General features: G+C 68.9%; 17 protein-coding genes. 7 read left to right on the forward strand and 10 right to left on the reverse strand.

Annotated features, from left to right (window positions below):
* Positions 1–6 precede the first annotated feature (6 nt).
* The 4 genes from ACH413_RS13390 (at position 7) to ACH413_RS13405 (ending at position 4,283) form a co-directional block, all read left to right on the forward strand.
* Entirely contained in the window at positions 7–675 is a 669-nt protein-coding gene (locus ACH413_RS13390; protein WP_360041768.1) for an NUDIX domain-containing protein, read from the forward strand.
* A gap of 10 nt (positions 676–685) precedes the next feature.
* Complete coding sequence (locus ACH413_RS13395) at positions 686–1,366, forward strand: LON peptidase substrate-binding domain-containing protein (protein WP_360041627.1); 681 nt, start codon at positions 686–688, stop codon at positions 1,364–1,366.
* Positions 1,367–2,319: 953 nt separating this feature from the next.
* Positions 2,320–3,564, forward strand: a complete 1,245-nt coding sequence (locus ACH413_RS13400) for an MFS transporter (RefSeq protein ID WP_360041630.1) — start codon at positions 2,320–2,322, stop codon at positions 3,562–3,564.
* Positions 3,561–4,283: a putative hydro-lyase gene (locus ACH413_RS13405; RefSeq protein WP_360041632.1), complete on the forward strand. Its 723-nt coding sequence runs from the start codon at positions 3,561–3,563 to the stop codon at positions 4,281–4,283. Before ACH413_RS13400 ends, ACH413_RS13405 begins: the two co-directional genes overlap by 4 nt.
* 20 nt (positions 4,284–4,303) lie before the next feature.
* Here ACH413_RS13405 and ACH413_RS13410 read toward each other — a convergent pair whose 3' ends face one another.
* The 4 genes from ACH413_RS13410 to bioD form a co-directional block, all read right to left on the reverse strand.
* Positions 4,304–4,897: a DUF2567 domain-containing protein gene (locus ACH413_RS13410; RefSeq protein WP_360041635.1), complete on the reverse strand. Its 594-nt coding sequence runs from the start codon at positions 4,895–4,897 to the stop codon at positions 4,304–4,306.
* Between the two features lie 13 nt (positions 4,898–4,910).
* Positions 4,911–5,108 carry a hypothetical protein gene (locus ACH413_RS13415; RefSeq protein WP_093598013.1) on the reverse strand — a complete coding sequence of 66 codons (198 nt, stop codon included), beginning with the start codon at positions 5,106–5,108 and terminating at the stop codon, positions 4,911–4,913.
* Positions 5,108–6,124: a biotin synthase BioB gene (gene bioB, locus ACH413_RS13420; protein WP_360041639.1), complete on the reverse strand. Its 1,017-nt coding sequence runs from the start codon at positions 6,122–6,124 to the stop codon at positions 5,108–5,110. Before bioB ends, ACH413_RS13415 begins: the two co-directional genes overlap by 1 nt.
* A gap of 70 nt (positions 6,125–6,194) precedes the next feature.
* Complete coding sequence (bioD, locus tag ACH413_RS13425; RefSeq protein WP_360041642.1) at positions 6,195–6,914, reverse strand: dethiobiotin synthase; 720 nt, start codon at positions 6,912–6,914, stop codon at positions 6,195–6,197.
* Between the two features lie 36 nt (positions 6,915–6,950).
* Here bioD and ACH413_RS13430 point away from each other — a divergent pair, with 36 nt between their 5' ends.
* Positions 6,951–7,193, forward strand: coding sequence for a glutaredoxin family protein (locus tag ACH413_RS13430; RefSeq protein WP_360041645.1), 243 nt, complete (start codon positions 6,951–6,953; stop codon positions 7,191–7,193).
* On the opposite strand, the gene ACH413_RS13435 is transcribed toward ACH413_RS13430, so the two are convergent.
* The 5 genes from ACH413_RS13435 to ACH413_RS13455 all read right to left on the reverse strand — a co-directional run bounded on the left by ACH413_RS13435 (position 7,166) and on the right by ACH413_RS13455 (position 11,582).
* Complete coding sequence (locus ACH413_RS13435; RefSeq protein ID WP_360041770.1) at positions 7,166–8,368, reverse strand: adenosylmethionine--8-amino-7-oxononanoate transaminase; 1,203 nt, start codon at positions 8,366–8,368, stop codon at positions 7,166–7,168. The two genes, ACH413_RS13430 and ACH413_RS13435, sit on opposite strands and share 28 nt — an antisense overlap.
* 64 nt (positions 8,369–8,432) lie before the next feature.
* Positions 8,433–9,638: a cytochrome P450 gene (locus tag ACH413_RS13440; RefSeq protein WP_360041648.1), complete on the reverse strand. Its 1,206-nt coding sequence runs from the start codon at positions 9,636–9,638 to the stop codon at positions 8,433–8,435.
* Positions 9,639–9,674: 36 nt separating this feature from the next.
* Positions 9,675–10,079, reverse strand: a complete 405-nt coding sequence (locus ACH413_RS13445) for a VOC family protein (RefSeq protein ID WP_360041651.1) — start codon at positions 10,077–10,079, stop codon at positions 9,675–9,677.
* A gap of 1 nt (position 10,080) precedes the next feature.
* Positions 10,081–10,737 (reverse strand): SDR family oxidoreductase, encoded by a 657-nt coding sequence (locus ACH413_RS13450; protein ID WP_360041654.1) that lies wholly within the window; start codon positions 10,735–10,737, stop codon positions 10,081–10,083.
* The gene (locus tag ACH413_RS13455; protein WP_360041657.1) at positions 10,734–11,582 is read right to left on the reverse strand and encodes a DUF427 domain-containing protein; all 849 of its coding nucleotides are present in this window, start codon (positions 11,580–11,582) and stop codon (positions 10,734–10,736) included. Before ACH413_RS13455 ends, ACH413_RS13450 begins: the two co-directional genes overlap by 4 nt.
* Positions 11,583–11,666: 84 nt before the next feature.
* Here ACH413_RS13455 and ACH413_RS13460 point away from each other — a divergent pair, with 84 nt between their 5' ends.
* The gene (locus ACH413_RS13460) at positions 11,667–12,143 is read left to right on the forward strand and encodes a CGNR zinc finger domain-containing protein (protein ID WP_360041660.1); all 477 of its coding nucleotides are present in this window, start codon (positions 11,667–11,669) and stop codon (positions 12,141–12,143) included.
* Positions 12,143–13,756 (forward strand): MOSC domain-containing protein, encoded by a 1,614-nt coding sequence (locus tag ACH413_RS13465; RefSeq protein ID WP_360041663.1) that lies wholly within the window; start codon positions 12,143–12,145, stop codon positions 13,754–13,756. The genes ACH413_RS13460 and ACH413_RS13465 overlap by 1 nt, the downstream gene beginning before the upstream one ends.
* Here the strand turns inward: ACH413_RS13465 and dnaE are convergent.
* Positions 13,753–17,265, reverse strand: coding sequence for a DNA polymerase III subunit alpha (dnaE, locus tag ACH413_RS13470; RefSeq protein WP_396425008.1), 3,513 nt, complete (start codon positions 17,263–17,265; stop codon positions 13,753–13,755). The genes ACH413_RS13465 and dnaE overlap by 4 nt on opposite strands.
* Positions 17,266–17,540 lie beyond the last annotated feature (275 nt).

A 17,540-nucleotide genomic window follows, 5' to 3' on the forward strand; every position in this document is an offset into this window, starting at 1 on the left:
GCTGTGTTGCGGGTGAGAGGTGCGTCACTCCAGGTCATGCTGTGGGAGCGCGCTCGGGAACCGCACGCTCACCGCTGGTCGCTGCCCGGCGGGGAGCTGCGGGTGGACGAGGACGTCGAGTCCTCCATTCGGCGTCAGCTGGCGGAAAAAGTCGACGTGCGACAGTTGTCACACGTCGAGCAGCTCGCCGTTTTCAGCGCCCCGGACCGCGTTCCCGGTCCCCGCGTCGTGGCGACGGCGTTCCTCGGACTGGTCCCTTCGGACGTCGATCCGGAGCGGCCGGCGGACACCGAGTGGCACTGCGTGGAGAAGCTTCCGCTGATGGCGTTCGACCACGCCTCGATCGTGCATCGAGCGCGGCACAGGCTGGGCTCGAAGCTGTCGTACACGAACATCGGCTTCGCCCTCGCGCCACCGGAGTTCACGATCTCCCTGCTGCGCGACCACTACTCGGCGGCACTGGGCTACCGCGTGTCCGCCACGAACCTGCAACGCGTGCTCTCGCGCCGGTTGTTGCTGGAACCCACGGGTGGTACCGCTCCCCCCGGCCCGTCCGGCGGCCGCCCGGCGGCGTTGTTCCGGTTCAGCGCCAAGGGAATCTTGGTCACCGATCCGTTCGCCGTGCTCAGACCCCCGGGATCTGGCCGTCCGGCGGGCGGCGGAGGCACCCCGTAACGTTGGGCACGTGGCAGAGACGCTTCCGCTGTTCCCCCTGGGCACCGTGCTGTTGCCAGGGGCGTCTTTGCCGTTGCACATCTTCGAACCGCGCTACCGCCAGCTCGTCGTCGACCTGATGACCGGCTCGCTGTTCGGCCGCACGTTCGGCGTCGTGTGCATCAAGGAGGGCTGGGAGGTGGGCGCGGACAACGTCCACTCCCTGAAGGACATCGGCTGCTCGGCCGACCTCCTGGACGCCCGCCCGCTGCCGGAGGGCCGCTTCGACATCGTGACGCGCGGCGTGCGCCGCTTCCGGCTGCTGGACGTCGACACGACGACCGCGCCGTACCTGCTGGCCCACGTCGACTACCTGGACGACGCCCCGGTACCCGAGGCCGCCCTGGAGGTGGTGCCGATCCTGGAACGCGGCGCCCGCGCGGCCCACGAACGCTACTGCGGCGCCGCCTGGCACCGCGAGGACTGGTCCCCGCCCGCCGAGGACATCGACCTGGGCGCGTTGTCGTACCTGCTGGCCGCCGACTGCCTGCTGCCCGTCGAGGACCGGCAGCGGCTGTTGGAGGAGAGGTCGCCGGCGCGGCGGTTGCGGTTGGTTCGGCGGATGCTGCATCGGGAGACCGGGATTCTGAGCGCGTTGAAGGCGGTGCCGGTGCCGTTGACGGAGTTCGGGCACGTGCCTAGCCCGAACTAGGCCGGGCCAGGCCCGACCAGGCCGGACCCGACCGGGCCTGGCCCGGAGCTTCTCGGAGTACGGCTGCGAGTGGGTGGAAGCCTTCGGCGAGGTGATCCGGGGGCCCGGTGCCGCCGTTCAGCAACCGGTCGCAGAAGGGCCCGAACCGCCCGCGCGTCCACCCTGCCCCCGTGGTCGCGCTGCCTTCGTTCCCGAACGCGCTGCTCTCGCCTCTGAACGCGCAGCCCCCTTCCCGAACGCGCCGCCCTTGTCCCCGGAACGCGCCGCCGTCGTCCCGGCCGCGCTGCCCCGTCCCGACCGCGCCACCCTCGCCACTGAACGCGCAGCCCCCTTCCCCCGACCGCATCACCCTTGCCCCCGGAACGCACCGCCATCGTCCCGGCCGCGCTGCCCCGCCCCCGAACGCGCCCGCCCGGTCCCGACCCGCCGCCCGGTCCCGACCCGCCGCCCGTCCCCGACCCGCCGCCCGTCCCCGACCGCGCCGCCCTCACCCCGACCGCGCTGCCTTCGCCTCCAAGCGCGCTGCTCTCGCCTCTGAACGCGCAGCCCCCTTCCCCGACCGCACCGCGCTTGTCCCCGGAACGCACCGCCGTCGTCCCGGCCGCGCTGCCCCGCCCCTGAACGCGCTGCCTCGCCACTGAACACGCCGCCCGTCCCGACCGCGCCGCCCGTCCCGACCGCACCGTCCTCGCCCCGAACCCGCTGCCCCGTCTCCGAACGCCCACCCCTCAGGGCGTCCCGGGCCGCGCCCGCAGACCGTTGAGCCCCACTCGGGGTCGCCGATCCCCGCGCCCGCAGCCCCGTTGAGCCGCACCCGCAGGCGCCATCAAGCCCATCCCCGGCGCGCCGATCGTCGGATCGTTGAATTGTGGCCTTGTGGGATTGTTGAACAATCCTTACTCTGAGGTCCACATCACACTCGACCACTCCTCCACCACGCTGCGAGGTGTCCCATGAGCACGTCCACGACCGAGGACACAGGCCGTTTCGCCTGGTTTCACAGTCTCGGCCAGAAGGGAAAGCGCGCGTTCGTCGGCGCCTTCGGCGGCTACGGGCTCGACTCCTACGACTACTGGGTCCTGCCCCTGAGCCTGGTCGCGATCACCGGCTACTTCGGCCTCACCAAGGCGGAAGCCGGCCTGCTCGGCACGAGCACGCTGCTCATGAGCGCCATCGGCGGCGCGGTGGCGGGCGTCATGGCCGACCGGTTCGGCCGGTCCAGAACGCTGATCATCACCGTGGCGGCGTACGCGTTCTTCACGGTGCTGTGCGGCTTCGCGACGAACTACGAGACACTGCTGATCTTCCGCGCCCTGCAGGGACTGGGCTTCGGCGGCGAGTGGGCGGCCGGGGCGATCCTCGTGGCCGAGTACTGCAAGCCGAAGTACCGCGGCCGCACGGTGGCGTTCGTCCAGAGCGCGTGGGCGGTCGGCTGGGGGCTCGCGGTCGTCATCAACATGCTGGTGGCGAGCTTCGCGGACCCGGCCATCTCCTGGCGCATCATGTTCTGGACGGGCGCGCTGCCCGCGATCCTCATCTTCTACGTGCGCCGCAACGTCGACGACGCGCCGGAGACCAAGTCGCAGCCCAAGGAACGCGGCACGTTCCCGAAGATCTTCCAGGGCCCGATCCTCAAGACCACGCTGTTCGCCTCGCTGCTCGCGACCGGCGTGCAGGGCGGGTACTACACGCTCGCGAACTGGCTGCCGGCGTTCCTGCAGACCGGGCGCGGCCTCACGATCATCGGCACGGGCGGGTACCTCGCGTTCCTCATCACCGGCGCGTGGATCGGGTACGTCTCCGGCGGCTATCTCACGGACTACCTGGGGCGCAAGAAGACCTTCGTGCTCTTCGCGATCGCCAGCGCGCTGCTGATCGTGGCCTACACGCAGATTCCCAACGGCGCCAACACGTTGGTCATGTTCCTCGGCTTCCCGCTCGGGTTCTGCATGTCCGCGATCTTCAGCGGCTTCGGCAGCTACCTCAGCGAGCTCTACCCGACGCAGCTGCGCGGCACCGGGCAGGGCTTCACGTACAACTTCGGGCGCGCGTTCGGCGCGGTGTTCCCCGGTCTGGTCGGATTCATGGCCGACCGGATGGGCATCGGCGGTGCGATGCTGTTCGGGGCGGCCGCGTACGGAATCGCTGTCATCGCACTGATCTGGCTGCCGGAGACGGTCAACAAGGAGCTCGAATGACGACCGCGGGACGCGCGCCGGGCCAGGCGCAGGCCAACCTGATCGCCATCCCCAGGGACTGGGCGTACGACTTCCTCCTCTTCACCCACCGCAACCCCAAGCCGTGCCCGGTGCTCGACGTGCTGGACGCGGGCGAGACCGTCAGCGCTCTCAAGCGGGACGCGGACGTGCGCACGCACGCGCCGCAGTACCGCGTCTGGGAGAACGGCGTACTCATCGCGGAACCCGAGAACGCGACCGACTACTGGCGCGACGACCTGGTGACGTTCCTGATCGGCTGCAGCTTCACGTTCGAGACGGCGCTGACCAACGCCGGAGTGCCGCTGCGGCACGTCGAGCAGCAGAAGAACGTCTCCATGTTCGTCACGGACATCCAGTGCAGGCCGGCCGGACGGCTGCACGGCCCGATGGTCGTGTCGATGCGCTGGATTCCGGAGTCCCTTGTGGACATAGCGCACAAGGTCACCGCGCTCATGCCGTCGGTGCACGGGGCTCCGGTCGGCGCGGGAGATCCGCGCATGCTCGGGATCGAGAACATCGACGAACCCGACTTCGGGGACGCCGTCGAGCACGAACCCGGTGACGTGCCGGTGTTCTGGGCGTGCGGCGTGACGCCACAGGCGGTGCTGATGAAGTCCAAGCCGCCGTTCGCGATCACGCACGCGCCCGGTCAGATGTTCGTGACGGACATGCCGGACTTCGCCTATCGAGTCGGATAGGCCACCGCGAGGGCGGTGCCTTAACCGAGGCGCCGCCCCAGGTCGTCCAGGCCGTTCCACGCCGTGCAGCAGCCGTACGCCAGCGCGGCACCGAGCGGCCACGCCATGATTCCCCACCACGTCTCCAAAGCGGGCGCGATGAGCAAGGTGTCGTTCGCCTTGATCGACGCCGGCATCGGGTAGGCGCCCAGGGCGAGCTTGGTGCCCATCCACTGCGCCATCCACCCCGCCGCGAACGAGCCGGCGGTCATCCCCAGCATCACCACGGGCCCGCGCCGCTGCCGCAGCAGCCACGTCGCGATCCCGGTGACCACCCCGGCGCCGAGCCCGATCAGCACGAACACCATCAGCGCGTCGAGCCGGTGGTAGCTCTCGATGCCGATCGGGTAGAACTTGCCGTCCTGCGGCGAGACGATCTTGAGCTGAGCCGGGGCCAGCCACGACCACAGGTACGCGGCGGGCAGCCCGAACGCGAACGTCGTCAGCGCCACCACCACGCCCGGCAGCAGGTCCCGCTTCACCACGACCTTCGGCCGTGGCCGCATGTAGTAGTGGTAGACGTACGGCGGCTCCGGCACGGGTTCGATGCGCACCGGCGCTGCTTTCTCGTCCATTCGCGGAAGGTTACTACCGAGCCGAACCCAGCTCTCCGTGGCGGCTGCAGCGCGCCGTCCAGCCGTCCGGGGTCACCTGGACGACCATGCGGCGCGCGCACTCGGCGCAGTACCGCGGCGGGTCGATCATGGACAGGCGCTGACGGCAGAACGCGTGGTCGCCGTCAGCTTCCTCTTTGCCGCAGAAGGAGCAGTACACGGTCGTAATCATCACAGGGTCTGGCTCAGCGCCTTGATGGGCATCGACAGTTCCTCGAGCATGTCGAGGTCCTGCTGCGCGGGACGGCCGAGGTTCGTCAGGTAGTTGCCGACGATGATCGCGTTGATGCCGCCGAGCATGCCCTGCTTCGCGCCCAGGTCGCCGAACGTCAGCTCACGGCCGCCGGCGAACCGCAGGATCGTGCGCGGCAGCGCGAGCCGGAACGCGCCGACCGTGCGCAGCGCCTCAGCACCCTCCACGACCGGGTAGTTCTCGTACGGCGTGCCGGGGTTCGGGATGAGGAAGTTCAGCGGCACCTCGTCGGGCTCCAGCTCCGCGAGCTGCACGGCGAACTCCGCGCGCTGCGCCAGCGTCTCGCCCATGCCGATGATGCCGCCGCAGCAGACCTCCATGCCGGCGTCGCGGATCATCCGCAGCGTGTCCCAGCGCTCCTCCCAGGAGTGCGTGGTCACGACCTCGGGGAAGTGCGAGCGGGCCGTCTCGAGGTTGTGGTTGTAGCGGTGCACGCCCATCGCGACGAGCTCGTCGACCTGCTCCTGCGTGAGCATGCCGAGCGAGCAGGCGATCTGGATGTCGTTGCCGTCCTCGCGGATGGCCTTGATGCCGTCGCGCACCTGCGAGAGCAGCCGCTTGTCCGGGCCGCGCACGGCCGCGACGATGCAGAACTCCGTCGCACCGGTGTCGCGGGTCTGGCGTGCCGCGCGGACCAGGCCGGGGATGTCGAGCCACGCCGAGCGCACGGGCGAGGGGAACTGGCCCGACTGCGAGCAGAAGTGGCAGTCCTCCGGGCAGCCGCCGGTCTTGAGCGAGACGATGCCCTCGACCTCGACCTCGGGGCCGCACCAGCGCTCACGAACCTCGTGCGCGAGCGCCAGCAGGTCGGCGATCCGGTCCTCCGGGAGCTCCAGCACCTTCAGCACCTGAGCCTCGGTGAGCCCGACGCCTCGTTCGAGCACCTGCTCACGAGCTTCGTCCAGCACGTCGATCTGTTCCGGCGCTGCGGTCACGGTCTCTCCTCCTCGGTGGCCTGGCGAGCCAGTGTGCCTCACTGAATCCTTCATCGTGGAGCGACGTAGATCACTGGACCGCGAATTGAGCCGCGAACGTCTCCGGGTCGAACTCGCCGCCGAACCACGGTGAAAACGATCTCTTGGCAACGGCCAGGAAATCCACAGAACCGAGCTTCGTCACACCTTGGGGCAGCGCGCCGAGCAACGGGGCGCCCGCCGCCTCCGGCAGGTCGGCCAGGTTGGTGAGCGAGGCGAGGTCCGGGTGCGACGGCCAGCTGCCGACCACGACGCCGATCGCCTCGAGCCCACGCCGCTGCAGCGCCTCGGCCGTCAACGCGGTCGTGTTCAGCGTGCCGAGCCCGGCTTGAGCCACGATCAGGACAGGGGCGTTCACCGCCCACGCGATGTCCGCCAGCGTCGTCCCGGCCTCGTCGAACCGCACCAGCAGCCCGCCAGCGCCCTCGACCAGCACCAGGTCGTGGGCCGCGTCGAGCGCGGTGACCTCGGCCGCGACCTCCTGGGGACGCACGGTGGCCATCCCGGCCCTGCGCGCCGCCGTGGCGGGCGCCAGTGGATCGGGGTATCTGGCCAGCTCACGGGTCGTCACGTCGCCCGCCAGCCGCGCCACCTCCGCGACGTCGCCAGGCTCGCCGGGCAGCAGGCCGGTCTGCGCGGGCTTGAGCACCGCGACCCGTCTGCCTTCTGCCCTGGCCAGCGCCGCGATGCCCGCGGTCACGGCGGTCTTGCCGACCTCGGTCCCGGTTCCGGTGATCACCAGCACGCTCACAGGTCCTCACCTTAGGACGTCACCTAACGTGAGGGCATGACCGAGCAACCGATCGTGATGTACGGCGCCGAATGGTGTGGTGACTGCCGCCGGGCGAAGTCCTGGCTGACCCGCAACAACGTGCCGTTCACCTACCTCGACGTCGCGAACGACGACGAGGCGCGGGACAGGGCGATCGAGATCGCGGGCCGCAAGAACATCCCCGTCGTGGTGCTGCCGAACGGCGAGTTCCTGGTCGAGCCGACCGACACTCAGCTCGCCGCCGCGATCACGCCCTGACAGATCGCCGCGATGTCGTCGTCCGTGCTGATGAACGGCGGCATCGTGTAGATCAGGTCGCGGAACGGCCGCAGCCACACACCCGCGTCCACGGCCGCCTTGGCGGCTCGTGCCATGTCCACGGGCTCGTGCAACTGCACGACGCCAATAGCGCCCAGCACGCGCACGTCCCGAACACCGGGCAACGCGCGTGCGGGCGCGAGTCCGTTCAAAAGCCCCGCCGAGATGCGCGCGACCTCACGCTTCCAGTCCTGGGACAGCAGCAGGTCGATCGACGCCAGCGACACCGCCGCCGCGAGCGGGTTGCCCATGAACGTCGGCCCGTGCGCGAGCACCGGCACCTCGCCCTTGCTGATCCCGTCGGCGACCCGTGACGTGCACAAGGTGGCGGCCATCGTCAGATAACCGCCGGTCAGCGACTTGCCGAGGCACATGACGTCCGGACTGACGTTCGCGTGGTCGGCACCGAACAGCTCGCCCGTGCGCCCGAAGCCCGTGGCGATCTCGTCGAACACGAGAAGCACGTCGTGTGTGTACGCAAGCTCACGCAGAACGTGCAGGTAGCGCGGGTCGTGGAACCTCATGCCGCCCGCGCCCTGCACGACCGGCTCGACGATGATCGCCGCCAGTTCGTGAGCGTGCTCCTCGATCAGTTCGGCGAGGTGCTGGACGTACGCGGTGTCCATCTCGGCCGGCGGCGTGTCCGCGAACACCTGCTCCGGCAGAATTCCACGCCACAGCGAATGCATCCCGCCCTCGGGATCGCAGACGGACATCGGGTTGAACGTGTCGCCGTGGTAGCCGCCGCGCCACGTCAGCAGGCGGCGCTTCTCCGGCCGGTTCTGCGAACGCCAGTACTGCAGGCACATCTTCACCGCGACCTCGACCGACACCGAGCCGGAGTCGCACAGGAACACGTGCTGCAGCTCCGAAGGGGTGATCTCGACCAGCTTCTCGCAGAGCCTGATCGCGGGCTCGTGCGTGAGCCCGCCGAACATCACGTGGCTCATCCGGCCGAGCTGGCCGGTGACGGCCGCGTCCAGCACGGGGTGCCGATAGCCGTGGATGGCCGCCCACCAGGACGACATGCCGTCCACGAGCTCGCGGCCGTCCGCCAGCGTCAGCCGGACACCCGAGGCCTCCGCGACGAGCAACGGTTCCTGGGTGCCCGGCATCGGGCCGTACGGGTGCCAGACGTGCGCCTGGTCGAGCTTCAGCAGGTCGTCCACGGATCGAACATTAGGCGAGGCGAACGGGCAGGGTGTGCAGGCCGCGGATGAGCGTGCTGTCCCGCCACCCCAACGTCTCCGGCTCGGCGGCGAGCGTCAGGTTCGGGAACCGGGCGAGCAGCGCCGTGAGCGCCACGTCGAACTCCAGCCGAGCCAGTGGCGCGCCCAGGCAGAAGTGGATGCCGTGGCCGAACGCCACGTGGCCCTGCGCGGACCGCGTCACGTCGAGCTGGTCGGCGTTCTCGTAGCGCTGCGGGTCGCGGTTCGCGGCGATCAGCGACACCATCAGGATCTCGTCGGCCGGCACCGTGACGTCGCCGAGCTCGAGGGGTTCCTTGGTGTAGCGGAAGGTCGCGACGTTGACCGGGCCCTCCAGCCGCAGGAACTCCTCGGTGCTCGCCGGGATCAGTTCCGGGCGGTCCTTGAGGATCTGCAGCTGCTCCGGGTTGCGCAGCAGCGACAGCACCGCGTTGCCGATGAGGTTCACCGTCGTCTCGTGGCCCGCGACGAGCAGCAGGAACGCCATCGAGATGAGCTCTTCGGTGTTCAGCCGGTCGCCGGAGTCGTCGGCGTGCACGAGAGCGGAGAAGAACGTGTCGTTCGGCTCGGCCTCGGCGATCGCCGTGACGTGCTGGAACAGGAAGCCGGCCATGGAGGACGCGGCGACCTGCACCTGTTCGGGCGTGCCGAAGGACAGCAGCTGGTTGGACCACTCGCGGAAGTCGTCGCGGTTGTCGATCGGGATCCCGAGCAGCTCACAGATCACCGTGATGGGCAGCGGGAACGCGAACGCCTCCAGCAGGTCGACCTCGTCGCCGTCGTTCAGCTTCGCGATCAGCTCGGCCGCGATCTCCTGCACGCGCGGGCGCATCAGTTCGATGCGGCGGGCGGTGAACGCCTTGGTCACGAGCTTGCGCAGCCGGGTGTGGTGGGGCGGGTCCAGGTTGAGCATGTGGACGGCCAGCGTGGGCTCGATCTCGCGGCGCACGTGCGTCTGGGTGGCGTGCTTGGCCATCAGGTGGCCACCCTCCTGGATGTTCTTGCTGACCCTGGGGTCGGTGAGGGCGATCTTCGCCTCGTCGTACCGAGTGACAAGCCAGGCTTTGAGGCCGTGCGGCAGGATCACTTCCTGCACCGGCCCCTCGGCACGCAGCAGGTCGTGCACCGCGTGCGGGTTCTGGATGTAGTCGTCGGGCAACCGGGTGAGTGTCGTCACCTCACCCAGTTAACCCCGTTTACTCAACCCTCGCCACTATTTCTCGAGCGAACCCCGTTCCTGAACCGTCCACGTGTTGCCGTCGAGGTCCGCGAAGTCGAAGAAGCTCGCGTAGTTGCGTCGCGCCGGGTCCCTGCCGGGGGCGAACTCCCCCTGCCAGTCGGGCATGCCCGCCTTGTGCCGCAACGGTCCTACCCGCAGCCCGCGCCCGGCGAGGTCGCGATGCGCGGCCTCGATGTCGCTCACCACGAGGTAGTTGCCGACACCCGTGCCGAACTGGATCGAACACCCCGATCCCGGCGGAGTGAGCTGTACAACGCGGAATTGGTCATTGGGCCGATAGTCGACATCCAACTCGAATCCGGCCATTTTCGTGTAGAAGGTGATGGCCCGATCAACGTCGCTGACGGGCAGCGTGACGACCTCGATGCGGTAGTCCACGTCAGACCAGCACCTCGCCACCGTCGACGCCCAGCGAGACGCCGGTCATGAACGAGTTGGTGAGCGCGAACAGCACCGCGGCGGCGATCTCGTCCGCCTGCCCGACGCGTCCGGCCGGGCTCGTGGCCTCACGGGCGGCGAACAGCGCGGCCTTCTTCTCCGCGCCGAGACCGTCGTAGGCGCCGGTGTCGATGGTGCCGGGCGAGACCGCGTTGACCCGGATCGGCGCGAGTTCGACGGCGAGACTCCTGGTCACGGCATCGACGGCGGCGTTGGTGGCACCGACCGCGAGCATGCCCGGCATGACCTTGCGGGCGGAGGCACCGGAGAAGAAGACGAACGAGCCGTCGCGCGGCATGCGTGGCGCGAAGTGCCTGGCCAGCAGGATCGGGCCGATGACCTTGACGTCGAACGAGGCGCGCACGGCGTCCCGGTCGAGGTCCGCGACGGTGCCCCGCGCCCTGGCCGACGCGGTGGACACGACGTGGTCGACGCTCCCGACCCGTTCGGCGAGCGCGGCGACACTGCTCTCGTCGGTCAGGTCGACGTGCTCGTCCTGGTTGCGCCCGGCCAGGACGACGGTGCCGCCGGCGGCGCGCACCCCGGCCGCCACAGCCCCGGCTATGCCGCTGTCCCGGCCGATGACCAGTACCTTCATCGCTGCTGCTCCTTGATCTCGTCGGGGTTCAGGCCGCGGTCGACCCCGTGCGGCACAACGGTTTGCCCTGGCTCCAGCGCCAGCTTCCGGTCGTCGAGGAAGACGTCGACGACGTCGGGTTCGAACGAGACCCAGTCCGAGATCCGGCCGACCTCGGCCCACGCCTCCGGGTACGACCAGGCGGCGCGCTCGCGGTCGCCGATGTCGTAGTAACTCGCCAAACCCTTGTAGGGGCAGAAGGTCTCGCCTTCGACGAGCTTCAAGGCCGCCGCGTCGATGTCCTCGCGCGGCACGTACCAGCGCGTCGCGAAACCCGATTCGTACAGCGCCAGCGGCCTCTTCGTGTCCGCGACGATCCGGTCGCCGTCGCGCACGACGAGGTGCCGCGAGGTCTGCCGGATGTCGACGCGGTGGTACGGATCGGCCGCGTGCCCGAGGATGCGCTCGTCCTCCTCGTAGAACGCGTCCATCGCGCGCCAGGCGAAAGCGACTCGGCCCTCCAGCACCCTCGCGTGACCGGGCAGGTCGACGTGCTGCCACGCCGCGTGCTTCGCCGCCCCCACCGCGAACCACGCCGTCGCGCCGAGGTCGCGGTGGTTCGTCGTGCGTGTCTCCGCCTCGAGGCCCGTGACGTCATCTCGCGGGAAGTACGCGACCGGATAGCGGCCGGGTTCGTGCAGCAGCACGACGTCCTCGCTGTCGGCGATCCACTCCCCCGCGTGCTTCACCCGCATCCGGCGGCGCAGCGGTTCGGCGAACAACAGCCGCTCCGGCAACGGTTCCGGAGTGAGGAACCGCCCCACGGCCTTCGCACCCAGCGGTCCCTGCTGCCACGACAGACCCATGACCATCTCCTAACCCTTTAAGTGATGGTTGATAGTTAGGCAGAGCGTCCTATAACCTGTCAAGGGTAACTTTGGAGGTTAGGGATGCTGCTCGACCTGCTGAACACGACACCCGTGCTGGACGACGGGCAGCACGACGTGCTCGCGGAGGAAGGCCTGCACTGGCTGACAGCGCACGACCAGCCGTCCTCCGACGACGAACTGCGCGCGCTGATCGCGGCACGGGACGCGTTGCAGGCCGTGGTGCGCGGCCAGGAGGAACCGGCGGCACTGGCCCCGTTCGTCGAGGGCGTGCGGCAACGGGCCGGCTTCGGCGCGGACGGCGTGACGTGGGAGCTCGACCTGCCAGAAGGACGCACCGCCGCCGCCCAGGCCGTGCTCGCGTGGGACGAACTGCGCCGGTCGAGCCCCGGCCGGGTGCGACCGTGCGAGAACCCCGACTGCAGGCTGTTCCTGATCGACCACAGCAAGCCGAACAGCGCCCGCTGGTGTTCGATGGCCGTCTGCGGCAACAGGATGAAGGCCCGCCGCCACTACCAGCGCACGCGAGGGGACAAGTGATGGCCCGCCTGCTGTCGCTCAACGTCGGACTGCCGAAGGACGTCTCCTGGCACGACCGGACCGTCCACACCGGAATCTTCAAGCAGCCGGTCGCCGGGCCGTTGACGGTCCGCAGGCTCAACGTCGACGGCGACGGCCAGGGCGACCTCGGCGGGCACGGCGGCGAGAACCGCGCTGTTCTTGTGTACCAACGGGAGTCGTACGAGCACTGGCGGTCGGAGCTGGGCCGCGCGTTCGAGTACGGCCAGTTCGGCGAGAACTTCACCGTCGAGGGCCTGGCCGACGCCGAGGTGCACATCGGCGACCGGTTCCGCATCGGCGCGGCCGAGTTCGAGGTCACCCAGCCACGTGTCACCTGCTACCGCGTCGGCATGCGGCTGGACGAGCCGCGCATGCCGTCGTTGATGGTCGCGCACGGCCGTCCGGGCTTCTACCTGCGGGTCATCACCGAGGGCGAAGTCCAGGCAGGGGACGAGATCGTGCGCACCGAGGTCGGCCGGCACCGGATGAGCGTGGCCGCGATCGACGCACTCCTCTACCTGCCGGACCGCGACACCGAACAACTCCGCAAGGCCGTCGACATCCCCGCCCTGAGCCCCGGCTGGCAGGGCTCGTTCCACGACCTGCTGGCACCACCGGAGCCCGAACCCGTTGGCTGGGAAGGATTCCGGCCGTTGCGGGTCGAGGCGATCACGCAGGAAAGCCCGTCCATCAGGTCGTTCCGCCTCGCCGGCGACGACCCGCGCCCCGAACCGGGCCAGTACCTGACCGTGCGCACGCCGGCAGGAGTGCGCAGCTACTCGATCTCGGCGGACTCGTACCGGATCAGCGTCAAGCGCGACGGCGGGGTCAGCACCTGGCTCCACGAGCACGTGCAGGTCGGAGACGCGCTGGACGTCGCGGCGCCGCGCGGAGAGTTCGTGCTGAAGCCCGGCGACGAACCGGTGGTCCTGCTGTCGGCGGGGGTCGGCGTCACGCCGGTGCTCGCGATGCTGCACGCGCTCAAGGGAACGGGCCGCGAGGTCTGGTGGGTGCACACCACCCGCTCAGCCGACCACGCTTTCGCGGCCGAGGCAGCGGGACTGCTGGCAGGAATGCCTCGCGGCCACGAACTGGTCCACCTCACCACCGCGACCGGCCGCCGCCTCACCCCTGCCGACCTCGCTGCCCTGCCCACCAGCGCGAGCGCGTACCTCTGCGGCCCCAACGCTTTCATGGACGACATGCGCGAGGCCCTCATCGGCCTGGGCCTCGACCCGGCGCGCATCCACTCCGAACTCTTCGGCGCCCGCTCGGCCATCAACCCGGGCCTGAACGGCACCAACACCGTCGCACCGCACCAGCCCGTCCCTGAAGGCACCGGTCCGAAGATCACGTTCGCCCGCAGCGGCCTCACCGTGGCCTGGCGCGAGGACGAGTCCCTGCTCGACCTCGCCGAGGCCTGCGACGTCCCGACCCGCTGGTCGTGCCGCACCGGCGTCTGCCACACCTGCGTGACCCCGGTGCTGTCCGGCACGATCACCAACGCGCCGGACCCGCTGGAACCACCGGTTCCCGGCAGCGCGCTGATCTGCTGCGCGCGACCGGAAACCGACGTGGTTCTGGATCTCTAGCGGTGGATCGTGATGCCGCGGATGGTCTTGAGGTCACCGAAGAGCGACGGCGTGGTGTTGACCCGGAAGTTGCCCACCACCATCATCTCCTTCGACTTGTCGCGCTTCTGCACCTCCAGGTGCACGGCGACCTGCCCCTCGTGCGACTTGAAGACGCTCTTCAGTTCCTCGATCAACTCGGGCGTCAGCGTCTTGGTCTGCAGCCCGAGGACGAGGGGCGGGTCCGCTCCGGGGTTCGCCTCCGCGTCGCTGATGTCGAGCGGGACGACACCGTCGCCGAAGATCGCCATCTTGTCCTCGCGCCAGTTCACCCGGCCCTTCACGCACACGGCGGAGTCGAGCTCCAGGTCGTCGCGCAGCACCTCGTAGGACTTCGGGAAGAACAGCACCTCGATGGACGCGTCCAGGTCCTCGATCACCGTGATCGCCCAGGGCAGGCCGTTCTTGTTCACCCGGCGCTCGATCGACGAGATCATGCCCGAGACGATCAGCTCGCCTTCCTTGGGCGGATCGTCGAGCACGACGGCGATCGGCCGCGGCGCGAACTTGCGCAGGATGCGTTCCGCGCCGTCGAGGGGGTGCGAGGACACGTACAGCCCCAGCATCTCCTTCTCGAGGCTCAGCATCTGCTTGCGCGGGTACTCCTCGGTGCCGAACTTGAGGTGTGCCAACGGAGAGGTGCTGTCGTCCTGGTCGTCGGCGCTGTCGCCACCGAACAGGTCGAACTGCCCCTCCGCCTCCTTGCGCTTGATCGGGACGACGGCGTCGACCGCGTCCTCGTGCACCTGGATCAGCGACAACCGCGGGTGCCCGAACGCGTCGAACGCGCCTGCCTTGATCAGTGACTCGATCACTCGTTTGTTGCAGGCGACGAGTTCGGACTTGTCCATGAAGTCCGTGAAGGACGTGTAGTTGCCCTTCTCCCGGCGGCTCTTGATGATCGACTCGACGACGTTCGCGCCGACGTTGCGGATCGCGCCGAGACCGAAGCGGATGTCCGTGCCGACCGCACCGAAGCGCAGCGCCGACTCGTTGACGTCCGGCGGCAGCACCTTGATGCCCAGGCGGCGGCACTCGGCGAGGTAGACCGCCGACTTGTCCTTGTTGTCACCGACCGACGTCAGCAGGGCGGCCATGTACTCGGCGCGGAAGTTCGCCTTGAGGTACGCCGTCCAGTACGAGATCAGGCCGTACGCAGCGGCGTGCGACTTGTTGAACGCGTAGCCGGCGAACGGGAGAATCGTGTCCCACAGCGCCTGGATCGCCTCGTCGGAGAAGCCGCGCGGGTCGTTGCGCATGCCCTCCTGGAAGCCCGCGAACTCCTTGGCCAGAACCTCGGCCTTCTTCTTGCCCATGGCCTTGCGGAGCACGTCCGCGCGACCCATCGAGTAGCCCGCGACCTCCTGGGCGATGAACATGATCTGCTCTTGGTAGACGATCAGACCGTGCGTCTCGCCGAGGATCACCTTGAGCGGTTCCTCGAGCTGCGGGTGGATCGGCTTGACTTCCTGACGGCCGTTCTTGCGGTCAGCGTAGTCGTTGTGCGCGTTCACACCCATCGGACCGGGGCGGTACAGCGCGCCGACCGCGACGATGTCCTCGAACGTCGTCGGCTGCATGCGGCGCAGCAGGTCGCGCATCGGCCCGCCGTCCAGCTGGAACACGCCGAGCGTGTCACCGCGGCCGAGCAGCGCGTAGGTCTCCGGGTCGTCGAGCGTGAGCTTGTCGAAGTCCGGGACCGCGTCCTTGCCGCGGTTGGCCTCGATGTTCTCGATCGCGTCGCCCATCACCGTGAGGTTGCGCAGCCCGAGGAAGTCCATCTTGAGCAGGCCGATGTTCTCGCACGACGGGTAGTCCCAGCCGGTGATGAACGAGCCGTCGTCGCGGTACCAGAGCGGGATGGACTCCGTCAGCGGGTCCTTCGACATGATCACCGCGCAGGCGTGCACACCGGCGTTGCGGATCAGGCCCTCGAGACCGAGCGCGGTGTCGAAGATCTCCTTCACCTGCGAGTCGGTCTCGAGCAGCGACCGGACCTCGGCGGCCTCGCCGTAGCGCGGGTGACTCTTGTTGACGATGCCGTTGAGCGGGATGTCCTTCGCCATGATCGGCGGCGGCAGCGCCTTGGAGATCTTGTCGGCGATCGCGAAGCCCGGCTGACCGTGGTGCACGCGCGCCGAGTCCTTCAGCGCCGCTTTGGTCTTAATCGTGCCGAACGTGATCACCTGGGCGACCTTGTCCGCGCCGTACTTCTCGCTGGCGTACCGGATCATCTCGCCACGACGGCGGTCGTCGAAGTCGATGTCGATGTCGGGCATGGCGGTGCGCTCGGGGTTCAGGAACCGCTCGAACAGCAGGCCGTGCGGGATCGGGTCGATGTTCGTGATGCCCATCGCCCACGACACGGCGGCGCCCGCGGCGGAACCACGGCCGGGACCGACGCGGATGCCCACGCTGCGGGCGTAGCTGATCAGGTCGGCGACGATCAGGAAGTACGCCGGGAAGCCCTTGTCGATGATGACCTGGGCCTCGAAGTCACAGCGCTTGATGTACTCGTCGGGGACTTCCTGGCCGGTGAACCGCCACTCCAGGCCGCGCCGGATCTCCTTGCGGAACCACGAGGCCTGGTCCTCGCCTTCGGGCACCTCGAAGTTCGGGATCCGGTCCTTGACGCTCCAGATGTCGTCGTAGGACTCGACCATCGACGCGACGAGCAGCGTGTTGTCGCACGCCTCCGGCAGGTCCTTCCAGATCTGCCGCATGTCCTCGGACGACTTCAGGTAGTAGCCGTCGCCGTCGAACTTGAACCGGTTCGGGTCGGTCAGCATCTTGCCGGACTGCACGCAGAGCAACGCGGAGTGCGTGTCCGCCTGGTCCTTGGTGACGTAGTGGCTGTCGTTGGTCGCGAGCGGCGGGATGCCCAGCTTCTTGCTGATCTCCAGCAGGCCGTCGCGGACGCGGCGCTCGATGTCGAGGCCGTGGTCCATCAGCTCCAGGAAGAAGTTCTCCTTGCCGAAGATCTCCTGGTAGTCGGCCGCGGCCCGGAACGCCTCGTCGACCTGCCCGAGCCGCAGCCGGGTCTGCACCTCGCCGGACGGGCAGCCCGTCGTCGCGATGATGCCGTCGGCGTGCTCCGCGACGAGCTCGCGGTCCATGCGGGGCTTGTAGTAGTAGCCCGTCTTGCTCGCCTCGGTGTGCAGGCGGAAGAGGTTGCGCAGGCCGTCCGCGTTGCGCGCCCACATCGTCATGTGCGTGTAGGCGCCGGCACCCGAGATGTCGTCGCTGCGCTGGCCGGGATCGCCCCAGGCGACCGGCTTCTTGTGCAGGCGGTTGTGCGGCGCGAGGTAGGCCTCGATGCCGATGATCGGCTTGATGCCGGTCTTCATCGCCGTTTGGTAGAACTCGTCGGACCCGTACATGTTGCCGTGGTCGCTCATACCGACAGCGGTCATGCCGAGCCGCTCGGCTTCCTCGAACAACGGGGCCACCTTCGCCGCGCCGTCGAGCATCGAGTACTCGGTGTGCACGTGCAGGTGCACAAACGAGTCCGCCACCGGCAACCCCCTTGTATAGCAAGCGTTTTAGCGCGAACGAGGCGAACGGGAAGGCCCCTGGCGCTCGTCGAGACTAGCCGACTTGCTTCGGCTCAAGAAGCCGACCCGCCAATGAGCCGGCGAACTCCCACGACAGCAAAAAAGGGACCACATCGTACGTCCTTCGAAGGTCATCGGTGCCGCACGACAGCGCACGTTGCCTTGATCTCGATCAGGCATGCGGTGTCACG

The sequence above is a fragment of the Lentzea sp. NPDC020367 genome (genome assembly GCF_044387305.1).
Taxonomy (GTDB): Bacteria; Actinomycetota; Actinomycetes; order Mycobacteriales; family Pseudonocardiaceae; genus Lentzea.